The sequence below is a fragment of the Acidobacteriota bacterium genome (genome assembly GCA_022340665.1).
GTDB lineage: Bacteria > Acidobacteriota > Thermoanaerobaculia > Thermoanaerobaculales > Sulfomarinibacteraceae > Sulfomarinibacter.
Genome location: JAJDNM010000030.1, coordinates 1 through 16,344 on the forward strand (window position 1 = coordinate 1; position 16,344 = coordinate 16,344).

The window sequence follows — 16,344 nt, forward strand, 5'->3', positions numbered from 1 at the left end:
CTCCTCGACCGGCAAAGCCGGTTCCAGCCGCACCTGGCTCGCGGCCGCACGCAGGGCATCAGGGTGCTCCACATGGCGGCCCGAAGGAATGCCGAACAGAAACGAAATCGCCGCTCGCCGGCCGACTCCCCGCCGAGCCACGATTTCAAGATCATCCGCGAACGGACTTGCACCCGGTGTGGCGTGGAACCTGCTCCCATAACACCGCGAGTTTCCGACGATCGCCCAACCGACCTCTTCCTCGACCCCCGGCGCCACCACCCTCAATCGAGGCAGAGGGGAAGCTGCTACCACTTCCACCAGGGCTTGAAGCGCGATACCGACCCGCCCCCCGAGAGGCTTGAGCGCCGGATGCAACCTTCGTAGCACGAGCGAGTCGGGACCCGCCGAAACCATCAGAAGGACAACTTCTCCCCCGTCGGTTCGTCCCACTCGCATTCGTCGGTCGCCGCCGGTGAGCAGCGCCTCGACCGACCGGGTGGCGGGCCGTGGTATCTCGAACTCATACGCGAGCACAGAGGTCGTACCACCCGGGAGCACACCCATAGAGGTTCGACTCCCCAGCAGCCCCCGCGCCACCGCGTTATAGGTGCCATCCCCGCCGTACGCGAGAATCAAAGGCACTCCCTCAGCAGCGGCCCGAGCGGCAAGTTCGGAGGCATGTTCCGCGCTTTCCGTCAGCTGGTACTCGAGCTTCGACCCGAGACTAGCCGCCCTCGCCGCGAGCCGTTCTCGACTCCGCAATAATCGGCCCCCCCCCGCTATGGGGTTGAGTATGACGGGAACGCGGTTCAATCCGGAGCCCGCCCATCGAAGAGGCTGCCCGGCGTTCCAGCTGGATCCAGCCCGAGGTGGCGGTATGCAGCGGGGGTCGCGGCTCGGCCGCGGGGCGTGCGCTGAAGCAGTCCAATCTGCAACAGATAGGGCTCGTGGATGTCCTCGAGGGTGCCACGGTCTTCACCGATCGACGAAGCCAGCGCCTTGAGACCGACTGGACCGCCCTTGTAGACGTCGATGATCGTTGTCAGCAGCTGTCGGTCGAGATGATCGAGGCCGAACGCGTCCACTTCCATCTGCTCGAGACCCCAATTGGCGGCTTCGAGGGTGACCGAGTCGGAACCGAGGTGGTGTGCGAAATCTCGAACTCGACGCAGCAATCGGTTAGCGATCCGCGGGGTCCCGCGGGAGCGCCGGGCGATCTCGCCTGCCGCGTCCTGATCGACCTCAATCTCCAGAATGCCAGCCGACCTGGTCACGATAACTGCCACGTCGTCTCCAGGGTAAAACTCGAGTCGATGAACGATTCCGAACCGGTCCCGCAGCGGTGCAGTCAGAAGGCCTGTCCGGGTCGTCGCGCCGACGAGCGTGAAGCGTGGCAGTGTGAGACGGACGCTGCGCGCCGCCGGGCCCTGCCCGATGACCAGATCGAGCTCGTAGTCCTCCATCGCAGGGTAGAGAATCTCCTCGACCGCCGGCGGCAACCGGTGGATTTCATCGATGAAAAGAACGTCACCATCCTGCAGATTCGTCAACATCGCCGCCAGATCTCCGGCACGCTCCAGCACGGGGCCCGATGTGATGTGGATTTGGGCTTCCATTTCGTTGGCGATGATGTGCGCGAGCGTCGTCTTTCCCAGTCCGGGAGGCCCGAAGAAAAGGGCGTGATCGAGCGCCTCGCCGCGATCACGAGCCGCAGCGATGAAGACGCCGAGGTTGGTGGTGAGACGTTTTTGTCCGACGAATTCCGCGAGCCGCCGCGGACGAAGGGATTCTTCGATTGGGCGCTCTCCCGATAGTGGTTCGGTCGTCAAGACCTCTTCGGTCATGTCCTGACTCTACCTCATCGCCTCTACCCGCCCAAATGAGTGATCAGTGGGTGAGTTTCTGGAGGGCGAGACGGAGCAGCTCACCCAGGTCCGCGTCATCAGCGTCAGCCCAGACAGCCTCCACTGCGCGCTGAGCATTTCGTTGGGAGTACCCGAGGTTGACGAGTGCTGACACGGCATCTCCACGGCGATTCCCGGGACCCGGAGCAGTTGCGGCGAGACGATCTTTGAGTTCGAGGAGTATCCGTTCCGCGGTCTTGCGACCCACACCCGGTGTTCGTTGAAGACAGGCAAGATCACCAACCTCGATTGCCTCAGCGAGTTCGTTGGCGGTCATCGCAGACAGTACGCCGAGCGCTGTTCGCGGGCCGACGCCGGCAACCGAAATCAGCCGCGAAAACGCATCGAGTTCCTCACGTTCGGGAAATCCAAACAGTACAATTGAATCGTCTCGCACCTGGGTGTGGATCCACATTGCCGCGGTCTCCCGACCGGCCAGGTCTTGAAAGGCGCGCAAGGTGATCGAAACGAGGTAACCGACGCCTCCAACATCAATGAGAACTGTCCCGGGGTCCACCCGGTGCAGGCGTCCGTCGAGCCGACCAATCATGATCGCGCTGGCGCGAATCGCTGCAAAAGGTCGTTGTCGATCGTGACGTCGGTCTCCTTGCGCCTTTCGTTAAGAATCGAGCGCATCAGTTGACCGGCACGATCCGACACCAGTCGGGCACGGAGATTATCACGTGAACTCGCAATCTCGGCCGGATCGACAAGCTCCAGGGACTCGACCCGTGTGATCACGACACCACCCACAGAACCGGTCGCAAGAGGGCCGATCACATCTCCGGCACTGGAAGAGAAGACCGCGCCATCGATACCTGGCAGCACGCCAAGCGTGCCAACCGGCTGTCCGCGCCTGTGTTCGCGCGCCTCGGTGACGCTCGAACCGAACTCGGAGGCGAGGGTCGAACCGTCTTCGCCCCCACGCCAGCGATCAGCGAGCTCCTCTCCACGAGCCGTTGCGAGCGCGACTGCCCGCTCTCGACGAAGATCCTGTTCGACCTCGGTGCGGACATCCTCGAAGGGAGGAATACCTTCAGGACGGATTTCAGCGAGTTGCCAGACGATCCACCCCCGAGGCACCACTACCGGCCCGTTGATTTCGCCGATATCCGAAACAAAGGCCTCCTCCGCAAGCTCCGGTCCGGCTGCAGCACCGGGTATTGCTTCACCGGCAGAGAACGCCGGGCTCTGATTGAGAACCACCGCCTCATCTTCGTCGGCGATCGCCTGCCACGCTTCCTGCGTCTGAGGCTGCTCCGATTGCAGTCGCCGGGCGAGAGCATCGGCGCGCGCTTCTGCCTCGGCTGCGGCGCGTCCTTCGAGAACCCGAGAGCGGACCTGCTCCTCGACCTCCTCGAAGGGCTGCTGGTGTTCCGGGCGAAAACCCTCCACCTTGATGATGTGGTAACCGAACTGGCTCTGAATCGGGCCCACGATGTCTCCCGGTTTGGCGGAAAAAACGGCCTCTTCAAACTCCGGAACCATTCGACCGCGGCCGAACCATCCAAGATCGCCCCCGTTGTCTTTGGACCCAGGATCGTCCGAATGTTCAGCCGCAAGTGCCGCGAAATCAGCCCCTGATTGGGCGATCGTCGCAACACCGTTGGCACGCAGCTCAGCTTCGGCACGCACTTCATCCGAGGCGTCCGGAGCAACCCGGAACAGAATGTGTCGGGCATGCGCTTGCTCACCCTGAACAAACTCGTCGATATGCTGGTCATAGTAGGTGCGCAGCTCGGCTTCTTCAACCGGCATCGTCCGGCGCAGTCGCGAGGTTTCCACAAGGAGATATCGGATCACCCGCTCCTCGCCGCGACGGTACTCTTCCGCGGTCGCTTCATACGCTGCGCGAGCGTCATCCTCGGAAATGCTCACTTCAGCAAGGAAAGGTTCATAGCGGAGTTGAATGACATCGAAATTCGCCGTTTCGCGCTGCCGGCGAAACTCGCGATCGACTTCATCATCGCTGATCCACACGTTGTGTTCTGCAAGCTCGTTCAGCTTGCCGATCAACAAATCTTCAGTAAGGCGTTGTTCAAAGGCTTCGGGAGTCATACGAAAGTACGCGCCAATAATTCGCTTGTACATATCAGCGCCGACAAAATCGCCGTTCTCGTCGAGAAAAGATGGGTTCTCGAGGATTGCCTCTTGGAGTTCCTCGCGCGTCACGTAGAGCCCGATCTCTGCTGCCTCGGCGAGCTGGAGTTCGCGATCGATGAGAAAATTCGCCGTTTGGCCCGCGAGATCAATCTGGCTACGCAACTCATTCCAACGCTCACCGTAAATCTTCGAGAATTGCTGGTCAAGGCGCCGCATCTCGTCGAGGAACTCCGCTTCGGAAACGTTTCGATTCCCAACCCGAACGGCAGCGCTGCCACCACCACCACCACCCGCGCGACCCGCTCCCCAATCGACAAAGACAAGAAGCACAAAGACCAGGACTACGCCCCAGAGGATGAACTTGAGGTGACGCAGGTTGTCTCGCAGCCATTTGAGAGCCATTACAGTCCTCCACCGTTCCCGAAAACGGGACAGCGAAGTCTACCGAAGAGGATGGTCGGGCGCAAGCCGACACAGCTATATTCGAGCCCTTCGAGGCGCTATTTTCTCGGCTCGAGTGACTGTTCTGGGAGGGTGGTCGGCGTGAGCTTGCCGCTTGATTACGCTCATGTTACGGTGTTGAAGGGGGTATCGCCAAGTGGCGAGAGGACTGGAACTCGACTGGGTCGTCATCCGTGTCCAGCCATTACGCAAGGTGCTGGCCGTTTTAGTCGTCGGCTTGGCGGCTGCCGGTCTTGTATTCTGGGCTTATAAGAGTCTCAATCTCTCGCCAGAGGCGCGGGCCCGGCGAGCCATCGAACGGGCCGACGCCGCTCTGGCCCACGCCGAGACGCAGCCTCTGCCACCCCATTGGAAGGACGAGCTCGACCAGGCGAGTGACCAGCTGAACATGGCCCGTTCGGAGTACGCCGAGCAAAACTGGCACGACGCCGAATCCCTGGCGGGCAGCGCATGTCGTCGGTTCGAGGCCCTTGCTGGAGCCGGTAATCAGGAGCTGGTCGGGGTCGGGCAATTCTTCAGTCTCGAGGGGCGGGTGCAATTGCAGCGTGCGGGCCAAACCGAGTGGGAAAGCACGCACCAGGGTATTCCCGTCTTCAATGGTGACTTCGTGCGGACCGGACGCGATGGCAACGCCGAGATCTTGTTCGCAGATGGCAGCCTCTATCGAATATCGCCCAACTCCCTACTCGAGATCCACCACGAAATATCGCAGGAAGCCCCAGGCACAGTGAAAATGGTCGCCGGCCGCATCAACGTCTACACGTCAGGCGCTCCGTCCACGGTCACCACCGACACCGCCGAAACGGAAATTGAACGAGACAGTCGTGTGGCAGTTGATGTTGCGGCAAAGGACCAGAAAACGACGGTATCGGCCTTCCAGGGCTCAGCCCGTGTCCACGGCCAACGGGGTCAGACGGTCACGGTCAACGAGCGCGAATCCGTTGCTGCCCTGGCCAGCGGCACGATGACCGCCAAGCAGGAAATTCCAGCCGCCCCCTTTCCGGTCGAGCCACGCAACAACGCCGGCTTCGATGTCGGCGAGCATCCCGTCATCGAACTCGCCTGGCGCGGTCGACCTCGGCGAGGCACTGTTCATCTGCAGGTTAGCCGGTCAAAGAGCTTCGACGCCACGCAACTCGACGTTGACGCACCGCAAATCGCGAAGGACGTGGCTCGGCTTCGTCTCGTTTATCCGGGTACGTATTTCTGGCGGGTCGCAGCACTGGGTGAGGGCACCGCCCAATCAGAATGGAGCGCCGTGCGCCGTTTTCGGGTGTTTTCCTCAGTCAGTCAGCAACTCTTGGAAGACACTACCCCACCGGAGTTGGTCATCGATCCACCACAGCAACTCGGCCACATGTTCATTTTCGAAGGCGCAACTGAAGTCAGCGCCACGGTCACGATCAACAACGAAAAGGTCGAGACCGACGCCGACGGCCATTTTCGCAAAACGATCGAAATATACGACGAAGGCTGGACCGACATCGATATTGTCGCAGTAGATCCCTCTGGAAACCGAACGGAACGAACTGAGCGCGTGTTCGTGGAGGATTATTGATGAACCTTTCCAGCCTCCTTGGGCTGTTCTCCTCAGATCTTGCCATTGACCTTGGCACAGCAAACACCCTGGTCTATGTCCGCGGCCGAGGCATTGCCGTTGTCGAGCCCTCGATCGTCGCGGTGAATCGAATCACCAATCGAGTTGAAGCCGTTGGCGCGAAGGCCAAAGAGATGTTGGGCAAAACGCCGAGCAACATTCAGGCAATCCGACCGATGAAAGACGGCGTCATAGCGGATTTCGAGGTCACCGAGAAGATGCTCGAACACTTCATTCGCAAGGCGCATGGCAGGTCATTCTTTGTCCGTCCGAGAATCATCATCTCAGTACCTTCAGAGATCACCCAGGTCGAGAAGCGCGCAGTCAAGGACACTGCGCTCAAGGCGGGGGCGAGCGAGGTCTACCTGATCGAACAGGCAACCGCAGCTGCAATCGGGGCTGGCCTGCCGATCACCGAGCCGTCCGGAAACATGATCGTCGACGTCGGAGGTGGTACCTCGGATGTGGCGGTCATATCACTCGCAGGTGTTGTCTACTCACGCTCGGTTCGAGTCGCGGGTAACGAAATGGACGAGGCGATCATCCACTACCTCAAGAAGAAGTACAACCTCCTGCTTGGAGAACGGACAGCCGAGCAGATCAAGATCGAGATCGGTTCGGCCTATCCCCTCGACGAGCCCCTTGGTATGGAGGTGAAGGGGCGGGATTTGGTGGAGGGGGTACCCAAGAATCTCTCCATAACCGACGAAGAAATTCGCGAGGCCTTGACCGAGATCGTGTCCACGATCGTCGACGCAGTCCGTAATGCTCTCGAACAAACACCACCGGAGTTATCGGCCGACATCATCGACAAAGGCATCATCCTCGCCGGCGGCGGATCGTTGCTCAAGAATCTCGATAAAAGGCTACGTGAGGAAACCGGGCTTCCCGTCGCACATTGTGAAGAACCTGGGTCAGCCGTCGTGCGCGGTACCGGTATGATGCTGACCAACATCGATCTTCTACGAAAGATCGCCATTGCGTAGTCCCGAGCGGGCCCGCTGTGTCCGGACTCCGCCTCCGGGCAGACCGGGCATACCAAGAGCGGTACGGCCTCCTGTGTCTTGAGGCCACCCGCGGTATGATGGCGAGGTGACCCGCTGCTCCAGATTCACCTGTTTGGGTCGGGCCGATTTCGGAAGCCGACAATGCGATTAGGATCGTAACGATGTTCCGGACGAACGCGCTCCGGACGGTCCTCATTTGGACTTTGCTCGAACTCATTGCGGCGTTCCAGGTCCGGACAGAAGCCGGATCGCCAGTCCTCTCTTCATGGATGCGCACTGTGGCCGAGCCGATAGTCATTACAGCCGAGGGTGCCACCGACCTCGCCGTCGGCGTCGGTGTTTCAGCGAGAGGTTTGCGGAAAGCGCTGTCCGAAAATCGCGCGCTGCAACGAGAGAACGAGGAACTGCGTGCGCGGCAGGCTCTCATGCAAAACGACCTCGATGCTCTGCGTGAGATAGGAGGCCTTGCCGGGCCGCATATCGAACTCGAAGCAGGCTCATTGCTCGGCCGCTGCTCCTATCGGGATCTCAGAGCGGGAACGATGGAGGTCAGGACAGCCGAATTGAGGGTCCTCCGGCATGACACGCCAGTGGTCTCATCCAACGGGCTGGTCGGGAGAGTCGTGCGGAGCGAGGGTCGGAGACACTGGCTCCAACTCATCACCCACACCGCGGCGGCAGTCGCGGTTCAGACCGAAGATGCGACGGTTCAGGGCCTTGCGCTCGGTAGCGGTAGTGCTGTAATGACTGTGGCTTACGTGCCGCGCCAAGCCGAGCTCGAAACGGGTGCCTTGCTGGTAACAAGCGGCGGCGACGGTATCTACCCGCCCGGCATTCCGACTGCACGAGTCACGCGGGTTCGTGAGAGCGACGATCCATTCCTAGAGATCACTGCTGTGTCCTCCGCAGACCTCCAGGCCACTCGCGTCGTTCTCATGCTTCCCGCGTGGGCACCGGCGGCAGATGGTGATGCACCATGAAGCCCAAGATCATTCTTCTCGCTGCATTGACCTTGGCAGCGCAAAGGCTGTTGGGCGTTCCCCCCGTACCGGCCTTTCTTTCGCTCGTCATTCTGCCAATGGTGTGGGTTGTCGCGAATGTGCTTTTGGAAACAGAACGACAATGGCCATATGAGGTGCTTCTTCTTGGACTGGCGTGGGATCTACTTTTTGGGCCGGTGGTCGGTCCCGGCGGAATCGCATGGACCGCGGCCAGTTTTGCTCTCTTCTGGATGGCCTCGGTAGTGGCCGATCGCTCCCCGAAAGCCTGGGCGGCGTTTGGGTCCGTCGGCACGCTGGTCATGCACCTCGTTCACAGGCTGGCTCTCATACCACTAGGCCTCGCGAGTTTTCCGACATTACCCGACGTCCTGTGGTCGGCCGTCCTCACTGGAATATGGTGTGGTCTCGCGGCAACAATCCTGGCTCTTGATGTTGGCAAACGATGGCGAACCTACAGGGTCCGAAAACTCCGATGAGCGACGTCGAACTCCGCGAGAACATCGGCCCACTTCGGAAACGGCTGACGATTCTCTTCCTAGTGGTTTTCGCCGTGCTCGGCTTGCTCCACCTGCGCCTTATCGATCTACAGCTCGTGCATGGAGCCGAGTGGCGCGACCTCGCAGAGAACAATCGCCTCCGGAGACTGCCGATGCCCGGGCCAAGAGGTTGGATCTACGACCGTCGGGGCCGCGTTTTGGCAGGAAACGTCCCGTCTTTCGAGGCCCTGCTGTTCCCCGACGAGACGGAAAGTTTCGCAGAAGCGGGACTGTTTCTTGCGCGGTCCGGGGTAGCAGATCTCGGCACATTCAACGAGCGCATTTCCGAACGACGAATTGGACGGATGGCGCCGCTGGTTGTCGGTGAAGACCTCAGCTGGAACCAGGTTGCGGCGATTCGCTCCCATCTGAGCGACCATCCGGAGTTGTCAGTCGTCAACCGTTTTCGCCGCCACTACCCGTTTGGAGAGCTCACAGCCCATGTCGTCGGACACCTGCGCCCAATTTCGCAGTTGGAGATCGACGCCGATCCCGGGCTCGAGCCCGACACGATGGTCGGTGCGACAGGCATTGAGGCATCGGAGGAGTCCTTCATCGCCGGCAAGTCGGGCGAACGCTGGGTGATGGCGTCCGCCTCCGGCCGCCAGCTTGGCGTGGTTTCCGAAATACCCCCGAGAGCGGGTCATGACATTGGCCTGACTCTCGACATCGAGCTCCAAGAAGCCGCCGCGGAAGCCCTGGGTGATCGCTCCGGGGCAGTAGTGGCAATCGATGCCCGAAGCGGCGCTGTCAGAGTCCTCTATTCCGCACCGAGCTTCGACCCGAAGGTGTTTGGCGGTAGGCTCAGTCGGACCGATTGGCTAGCGCTCCAGGACAATCCGCTGCACCCGTTGCAGAACCGATGCCTGCAGGGCGTCTACCCGCCTGGTTCAACAATCAAACCGTTTCTCGCTCTGGCTGGTCTCGGCGAAGGGTTGGTCGATCCGACGGCCACCGTGTATTGCAACGGTTCGATCGTCCTCCACGGCCACAGGTTTCGTTGTTGGCGGCGTGGAGGTCACGGTTTCGTCGACCTCGAGCGAGCACTGTATGAATCCTGTGATGTCTACTTCTACCTCCTGGGCCAACGCCTCGGCATCGACAGCATGGCTCAGTGGCTTGAATTTTTCGGATTTGGGCAACGGACAGGGCTTGATCTCAAATACGAATCTGCCGGCCTTGTTGGAACCCCCGAATGGAGCCGCACGGTTCGAGGAACGCCGTGGTATCCGGGCGAGGCGGTTTCGGTCTCGATCGGACAGGGGCCTCTGTTGGCCACCGTCATCCAGTTGGCACGAGCGTACGCCACATTGGCGAATGGGGGCATACAGGTCACTCCCCACTTGGCTTCCCCTCCAGATGAAATAGCACCGAAGCTTCAAATCAATCGCGGCGATCTCGACCTCGTCACATCGGCTCTTGAACAGGTCGTGCACGGTGCGTCCGGAACCGCCCGCAGGGTCGCCTATTTGCCCATCGCCGGGAAGACCGGAACTGCCCAGGTGGCGCGCCTCCAAGACGGGGTTAAACCTGACGAGTTGGCTCCGGAATTGCAGCATCACGCATGGTTCGCGGGTTGGGCCCCGTTGGACCAACCGGAATTGGCCATCGCAGTGATCGTCGAGCACGGAGGTGGCGGTGGTTCGGCAGCCGCTCCAGTGGCGGGCAAGGTCATCGAAGCATACCTTCAGCGCAATGAATCTCCAGAAACAAACCCGCCCAAACCACCCCCGGTCAAGACACCGGACAGTCCGCGCCCGTCGGCCGAAGCGGGATAGAATCGGCTATGGAGCACCGCATCGACCCATGGTTGATTCTCGCCGTTGTCGGCATCATCGGAGCATCTCTGACTACGCTTCACACAATCTCCCGGGTGGTCGGCACCAATCTCCTCCTCCGCCAGGCGATCTGGGGCGCCATCGGCCTTTTCGTGTTGTTGCTTCTTTCTCTCGTTCGCCTCGATATTTACGAACGCCTCGCGCCAGCAGTCTACGCGATGGCGATGGTCGCGTTGGTGTTGGTTCTTGTGGTTGGTGAAGCACGCGGCGGCAACCGCGCCTGGATCGCCATTGGATCAGTGACGATCCAGCCGAGCGAATTCGCCCGTCTTGCCACGATTCTGATGGGGGCCGCGTGGCTTGCCCACCGTGGAGGAGGCAAATTGCGCCTCGGCGAGATCGGCGTCGCATTCATCATCGTTATTGTTCCAGTCGCACTTATTTGGCTTGAGCCAGACCTCGGTGTCGGCTTGACGTATCTTCCAGTGCTTGCAGGTATGTTGATACTGGGAGGCCTGCCGCGCGCAGTTTGGATCACGCTTCTCGTGCTCGCCATTGTCGGTGTAGCAGCATCCTGGAAATACGTTTTGCAGCCTTATCAGAAGGAGCGCGTGCTCACCGTCCTGCAACCGGAACGCGACCCGTTCGGCGCCGGCTACCAGGTTCGACAATCGAAGATCGCTGTCGGATCGGGTGGAATCAACGGCCAGGGCCTCGGTCACGGGAGCCAATCCCAGCTCCGGTTCCTCCCCGCGCAGCACACCGACTTCGCATTCGCGGTATGGGCCGAGGCCACCGGATTCTTGGGAACCACAGTTCTGATGCTCGGTTATGCTCTTCTCCTGTCTAGGATTGCCAAGGTGGCCCTCACAAGTGACAGCCGTCACGGTCTGGTCCTGGCCGCGCTGATTGGCGGCTGGCTGGTATTCCAGGTCATCGTCAATCTTGGCATGGTTGTGGGGTGGCTACCCACTGCCGGCATTACTCTTCCCCTGTTTTCCTACGGGGGATCGTCCCTCGTCTCAACCTGTGCCGCTCTGGGTGTTGTCCAGTCCGTGTGGCGTCATCGGCTGGTGAACCGATGACCGGTTCGGTTCTCTATATTTCGGTCAACCCATTCGAGTCGCGGATTGCGATGCTCGAGAACTCTCGACTCGTTTCCTACAGGGCGGAAAGACATCGTACATCGTCAGTCGTGGGGAATCTCTACAAGGGTCGGGTCAATCGGGTTCTTCCGGGAATGCAGGCCGCTTTTGTCGATGTCGGCCTTGCGCGCAACGCCTTTCTTTACGTTCGGGAGGCGGGTGGAATCCTCGATGACTTCACCGACATCTTCCTCGCAGAAGATGGAGAGGCACTGCAACCAGATTCGTCCGCCTCGGACATATCCGATCTTCTTCGTCAGGGGCAAGAAATTCTGGTGCAGGTGGTGAAAGACCCGATCGGCACCAAGGGCGCCCGCCTCACGACTCATGTCAGCCTCCCCGGTCGATTCCTCGTCTACCTGCCCAATGTCAGTCACCACGGCGTTTCCCGGCGCATCACCGACGACGAAGAGCGCGTCCGGCTGCGAGAGGTCGTCGAAAATTTCGGCGGCCAGGGGGGATGGATTGTTCGAACTGCCGGTGAAGACCAGGGGCAGGCCGAGCTCGAGGCCGATCGCGATTACTTGCTGCACATGTGGAGCCGCGTCCAAATCATCGCTGACACAGCCCGGGCACCGAGTCTAATTCATCGAGAGCTCAGCGCCGTGTTGCGCGCGATTCGGGACCTCTTCACGCATGCGATTTCCGAGGTCTATGTCGACGACGAGGAAAGCTTCCAGGAGATTCTCGACTTTCTGGAGCAATCGGATCCAAGTCTCGTGCCGCGGGTCAAGCTTTATCGTCAGACGACTGACCTGATGAGCTCGTTCGGCATCGATCGCGAGCTGGAAAAGGTCCTCCGCCCCAAGGTGTGGCTGAAGTCGGGCGGCTACCTGGTGATCAACCAGACCGAAGCTCTGGTAACCATTGACGTCAACACCGGAAAGTACGTCGGCACCCAGACGCTCGAAGACACTGTGTTTGCGCTGAACCTCGAAGCTGCAGTCGAAATTGGCCGCCAGCTGCGGCTACGTGATCTCGGCGGCATCATCGTCATCGACTTCATCGACATGGAGGATCCCGAGCACCGAGCACTGGTCTACGACACGCTCGCAGAAGAACTCTCGAGCGATCCTGCCCGCACTCAGCTGCTGCCCATGAGCGACATCGGGTTGGTCCAGCTGACCCGAAAACGCACCCGCCCGAGCCTTGAGCGCACGCTGAGTCGTGAATGTCCGTACTGTCACGGGTCTGGGCGGATCAAGGCCCTGCCGACCGTATGCCTGGAGGTCCGCCGCGAGCTTCTCGCGGTCGCGGCAGGAGCAGTCGGCCAGCAGGTCTCGCTGGTGGTCCACCCCGCTGTTTCCCAGTACCTTCAAGGGCCGTTTCGAGAGCTGATGCGCGAACTCGAAGAGACGCACGGCCTGCAGATCATCCTGCGCGAGAATCCCCTCTTCCACGAGGAACAGTTCGAAATCTCGGAGTAATGCGCGAAGTGAATGAACCCGCATTTTTCATGAGGTTTCGCCACCAGGGCGACGAGACGCAATACCTGGTGGGATTTGCGACCTGAGGGGCGCGGAGGCGCACTTGGCAGTAAGTCGAGGGCCCCGAGACGAGCAGACACCGCTGGGTGTGGTGCGTCGTCGGCCGCAGTAGGGACCTCGTGAATAATGCGAGTCAAAGAGGTTCGTACAGCGTCCGCCGCTGGCGCGGCACGAAGCCGGCCTCTTGGATCACCCGTTCCATCTCGGCCTGGGTCATATGGTATCGCGTGCCCGCCGCAGCGACGACGTTTTCCTCGAGCATGATGGAACCGAGGTCATCCGCACCGAAGTACAGCGAGAGTTGGCCGATTTTCGGGCCCTGTGTCACCCACGACCCCTGGATGTGCCGGACGTTATCCAGTGCGAGGCGCGAGATAGCGAGGGTCCGCAGGTAGTCGTACCCACCGGATGGTTCGACTTCGCCTTGAAGATCGGTTCCGGACTCCTGGAATGTCCACGGGATGAAGGCTGTGAACCCACCAATTTCATCCTGCAGATCGCGCACACCCAAAAGATGTCCGACCCGCGCCGAAACTGGTTCACCGACACCAAACATCATGGTCGCTGTGGTTCGCAGGCCGAGTTCGTGCGCCTCTCGATGTACGCCGAGCCATTGTTCCGTCGAGGCCTTCGCCCGCGACCAAATTCGGCGCCGGGTCTCGTCCTCGAGAATCTCTGCCCCACCGCCAGGTATCGAATCGAGTCCGGACGCAATGAGCTTTTCGAGGACCTCTCGGACCGATACCTTTTCGAGCTTTGCCAGGTACCAGATCTCCGGAACCGAAAAGGCGTGCAGGTGGACCTGGGGAAATGCGCGCTTGAGGTCGGTCAGCAAAGATGCATAAAACTCGAGCCGGAGTTCCGGATGGACCCCCCCCTGAAGAAGAATACCCGTGCCGCCACACGCGACGGTCTCCGCCACCTTATGGGCGATCTCTTCGAATGGCAGAACGTATGCATCCGAGTCCTTCACGGTCCGATAGAAGGCACAGAATCTGCACCGATAGACGCACACATTGGTGTAGTTCACGTTGCGATCGATGATGTAGGTGGCGGCGTTCGTCGGATTATGACGATGACGGAGACTGTTGGCGGCCTGACCGAGATCGAGCAGACTCCCGTGGTCGAACAGGGTCTGAATGTCCTCCTGTTCGAGGCGGGTTCCTTCAATCGCCTGGTCGAGAATGCTGTCGACGTCTCTCTTCATCAAAGTCCTTAACACAGAGACCGGCCTGAACGTTTCCCAGGGCAGGCTTGACGGGCAAATGGGTCGACGACCCGACAGCGCGAAGAACATTCGGCGAGACTGCCGGTGGGCCGTCTTGCCGTCGAGCCGTGTGGCCGGAGATTCGCTTAGCGAATCCCTAGCCTTGCGACATCGACTCGAGAAACTCCTTGTTTGTTTCCGTCTTCGACAGGCGCTCCAGGAGAAGCTCCATCGCTTCCACAGAGGACAGCGACGAGAGCACCTTGCGGAGGACCCAGATGCGACGCAACTCCCACTCGGGAATGAGCAACTCTTCCTTGCGGGTGCCGGACTTGTGGATGTCGATCGACGGGAAGACTCTGCGCTCGACCAGCTTACGGTCGAGGTGGACTTCCATGTTCCCGGTGCCCTTGAACTCTTCGAAAATCACGTCGTCCATTCGTGAACCGGTGTCGATGAGCGCGGTACCGATGATCGTCAGGCTACCGCCCTCCTCGATATTCCGCGCTGCACCAAAGAACCTCTTGGGCTTCTGCAGCGCGTTCGAATCAACACCACCTGACAGGACCTTGCCCGAGGGCGGCACCACCGTGTTGTAAGCGCGCGCGAGCCGGGTGATCGAATCGAGGAGAATCACCACATCGCGTTTGTGCTCGACCAGCCGCTTGGCCTTTTCAATGACCATCTCCGCCACTTGAACGTGGCGGGTCGCGGGCTCGTCGAAGGTCGAGGATATGACCTCACCGGCAACCGAACGTTGCATGTCCGTGACTTCCTCCGGGCGCTCATCGATGAGCAGTACGATCAACGTTACATCCGGATCGTTGGCGGTGATCGAGTTCGCGATTGCCTGCAACATCATCGTCTTTCCGGTGCGCGGCGGCGCGACCAGCAGACCACGCTGGCCCTTGCCAACCGGAGTTACGAGATCCATGACCCGCGCCGTCATATTGTCGGGCACTTCGAGCCGCAGCCATTCTTCCGGATACAACGGCGTCAAATTGTCGAAATGAACCTTCTCCATCGCCACTTCGGGTGGCTCGAAATTGATCGCCTCGACTTTGATGAGCGCGAAGTAGCGTTCGCCGTCCTTCGGGGGCCTGATCTGGCCCGATACGGTGTCGCCGGTGTGGAGGTTGAAGCGCCGAATCTGGGACGGCGATACGTAGATATCGTCCGGCCCGGGGAGGTAGTTGTACTCCGGCGCCCTGAGAAAACCAAAGCCCTCGGGCAGGACCTCAAGTACACCCTCGCCGAAGATCAGACCTTCGGCCTCGGTCTGATGCTGGAGAATCGAAAAAATCAGGTCCTGACGCCGCATGCCCGCGGGGTTTTCAACCCCAAGGCCCTTGGCCGCCGAACTCAACTGATTGATGCTCATCTCCTTGAGCTGATTGAGGTCAAGGCGACCGTCTGGGGTGTCATCGCCGGTTTTGACGGCGGTCTTTTCGTACTCCTCGATCTCATCCTCGAGATCGAGTGGGATGACGACCGCCTCTTCATTTTTGTTGTTCTTCTTCTTGTTACCCATTTCCATCACTCCGATGCTGTGTTCTCCAGCGATTTACCATGTCATCGATACCGGCCAGCAACTCCCGTCGACCTTCTCCCGTCTTCACACTCACCGCCAGCGGTGGCACCGGCAAGCCGAGTTCGCGCTGGACCGCCTGTTGGGTTCTCGCCCGTTGGCCGCGTCCCACCTTGTCCGATTTGGTGAGCACCACCTGCCGATCGAGCTCCGACGCCAGCAGGAGTTCCTGTAGATCCCTGTCCCGTGTGGTGAGGCCGTGACGGATATCAACCAGAGCCACAACCCCGGCCAGCCGATCCTCCTCGAGGATATAGCGGGACAGCTCACGACCCCAATCCTCGCGCAGCTGCTTGCCGACCTTGGCGAATCCGTAGCCCGGCAGATCGACCAGGTAGAACGAGCGATTGATGAGGAAGAAGTTCAAGGTGCGCGTTTTTCCCGGAGACTTCGCGACTTTGGCCAGAGACCGTTTGAAGAGCCAGTTGAGAAGGCTCGATTTCCCGACATTCGACCGGCCGGCAACCGCCACGTGGGGAAAGTACTCCGGTGGACGGTCGGCTGGCGTCAGGGCCGATCCACGAAAACTGACTTCGGTGATTTCCAA

Annotated in this window: 14 protein-coding genes; 7 read left to right on the forward strand and 7 right to left on the reverse strand. The window is 60.3% G+C overall.

Going from position 1 to position 16,344, the window contains the following annotated elements:
* The 4 genes from LJE93_04495 to LJE93_04510 all read right to left on the reverse strand — a co-directional run.
* On the reverse strand, positions 1-795 hold a 795-nt coding region (locus tag LJE93_04495; protein MCG6948162.1), incomplete at its 3' end, for a hypothetical protein.
* The gene (ruvB, locus tag LJE93_04500) at positions 792-1,826 is read right to left on the reverse strand and encodes a Holliday junction branch migration DNA helicase RuvB (protein MCG6948163.1); all 1,035 of its coding nucleotides are present in this window, start codon (positions 1,824-1,826) and stop codon (positions 792-794) included. The genes ruvB and LJE93_04495, both read right to left, overlap by 4 nt.
* Positions 1,827-1,869: 43 nt before the next feature.
* The gene (gene ruvA / locus LJE93_04505; GenBank protein ID MCG6948164.1) at positions 1,870-2,436 is read right to left on the reverse strand and encodes a Holliday junction branch migration protein RuvA; all 567 of its coding nucleotides are present in this window, start codon (positions 2,434-2,436) and stop codon (positions 1,870-1,872) included.
* Complete coding sequence (locus LJE93_04510; GenBank protein ID MCG6948165.1) at positions 2,433-4,391, reverse strand: peptidyl-prolyl cis-trans isomerase; 1,959 nt, start codon at positions 4,389-4,391, stop codon at positions 2,433-2,435. Before LJE93_04510 ends, ruvA begins: the two co-directional genes overlap by 4 nt.
* A 196-nt stretch (positions 4,392-4,587) precedes the next feature.
* On the opposite strand from LJE93_04510, the gene LJE93_04515 reads away from it, so the two are divergent.
* The 7 genes from LJE93_04515 (at position 4,588) to LJE93_04545 (ending at position 12,942) form a co-directional block, all read left to right on the forward strand.
* Positions 4,588-6,009 (forward strand): FecR family protein, encoded by a 1,422-nt coding sequence (locus tag LJE93_04515; protein MCG6948166.1) that lies wholly within the window; start codon positions 4,588-4,590, stop codon positions 6,007-6,009.
* The gene (locus LJE93_04520) at positions 6,009-7,034 is read left to right on the forward strand and encodes a rod shape-determining protein (GenBank protein MCG6948167.1); all 1,026 of its coding nucleotides are present in this window, start codon (positions 6,009-6,011) and stop codon (positions 7,032-7,034) included. Before LJE93_04515 ends, LJE93_04520 begins: the two co-directional genes overlap by 1 nt.
* A gap of 182 nt (positions 7,035-7,216) precedes the next feature.
* A complete protein-coding gene (locus LJE93_04525) occupies positions 7,217-8,035 on the forward strand; it encodes a rod shape-determining protein MreC (GenBank protein MCG6948168.1) in 819 nt (272 codons plus the stop codon).
* Complete coding sequence (locus LJE93_04530; protein MCG6948169.1) at positions 8,032-8,532, forward strand: hypothetical protein; 501 nt, start codon at positions 8,032-8,034, stop codon at positions 8,530-8,532. The genes LJE93_04525 and LJE93_04530 overlap by 4 nt, the downstream gene beginning before the upstream one ends.
* Complete coding sequence (gene mrdA / locus LJE93_04535) at positions 8,529-10,370, forward strand: penicillin-binding protein 2 (GenBank protein ID MCG6948170.1); 1,842 nt, start codon at positions 8,529-8,531, stop codon at positions 10,368-10,370. The genes LJE93_04530 and mrdA overlap by 4 nt, the downstream gene beginning before the upstream one ends.
* A gap of 8 nt (positions 10,371-10,378) precedes the next feature.
* Positions 10,379-11,455 (forward strand): rod shape-determining protein RodA, encoded by a 1,077-nt coding sequence (rodA, locus tag LJE93_04540; GenBank protein ID MCG6948171.1) that lies wholly within the window; start codon positions 10,379-10,381, stop codon positions 11,453-11,455.
* Complete coding sequence (locus LJE93_04545; protein MCG6948172.1) at positions 11,452-12,942, forward strand: Rne/Rng family ribonuclease; 1,491 nt, start codon at positions 11,452-11,454, stop codon at positions 12,940-12,942. The genes rodA and LJE93_04545 overlap by 4 nt, the downstream gene beginning before the upstream one ends.
* A 193-nt stretch (positions 12,943-13,135) precedes the next feature.
* Here LJE93_04545 and mqnC read toward each other — a convergent pair whose 3' ends face one another.
* From mqnC to yihA, 3 genes are all read right to left on the reverse strand, one after another.
* The gene (gene mqnC, locus LJE93_04550; GenBank protein ID MCG6948173.1) at positions 13,136-14,209 is read right to left on the reverse strand and encodes a dehypoxanthine futalosine cyclase; all 1,074 of its coding nucleotides are present in this window, start codon (positions 14,207-14,209) and stop codon (positions 13,136-13,138) included.
* 157 nt (positions 14,210-14,366) lie between these two features.
* Complete coding sequence (rho, locus tag LJE93_04555) at positions 14,367-15,740, reverse strand: transcription termination factor Rho (GenBank protein ID MCG6948174.1); 1,374 nt, start codon at positions 15,738-15,740, stop codon at positions 14,367-14,369.
* On the reverse strand, positions 15,733-16,344 hold the full coding sequence (yihA, locus tag LJE93_04560) for a ribosome biogenesis GTP-binding protein YihA/YsxC (protein MCG6948175.1): 612 nt from the start codon (positions 16,342-16,344) through the stop codon (positions 15,733-15,735). The genes rho and yihA overlap by 8 nt, the downstream gene beginning before the upstream one ends.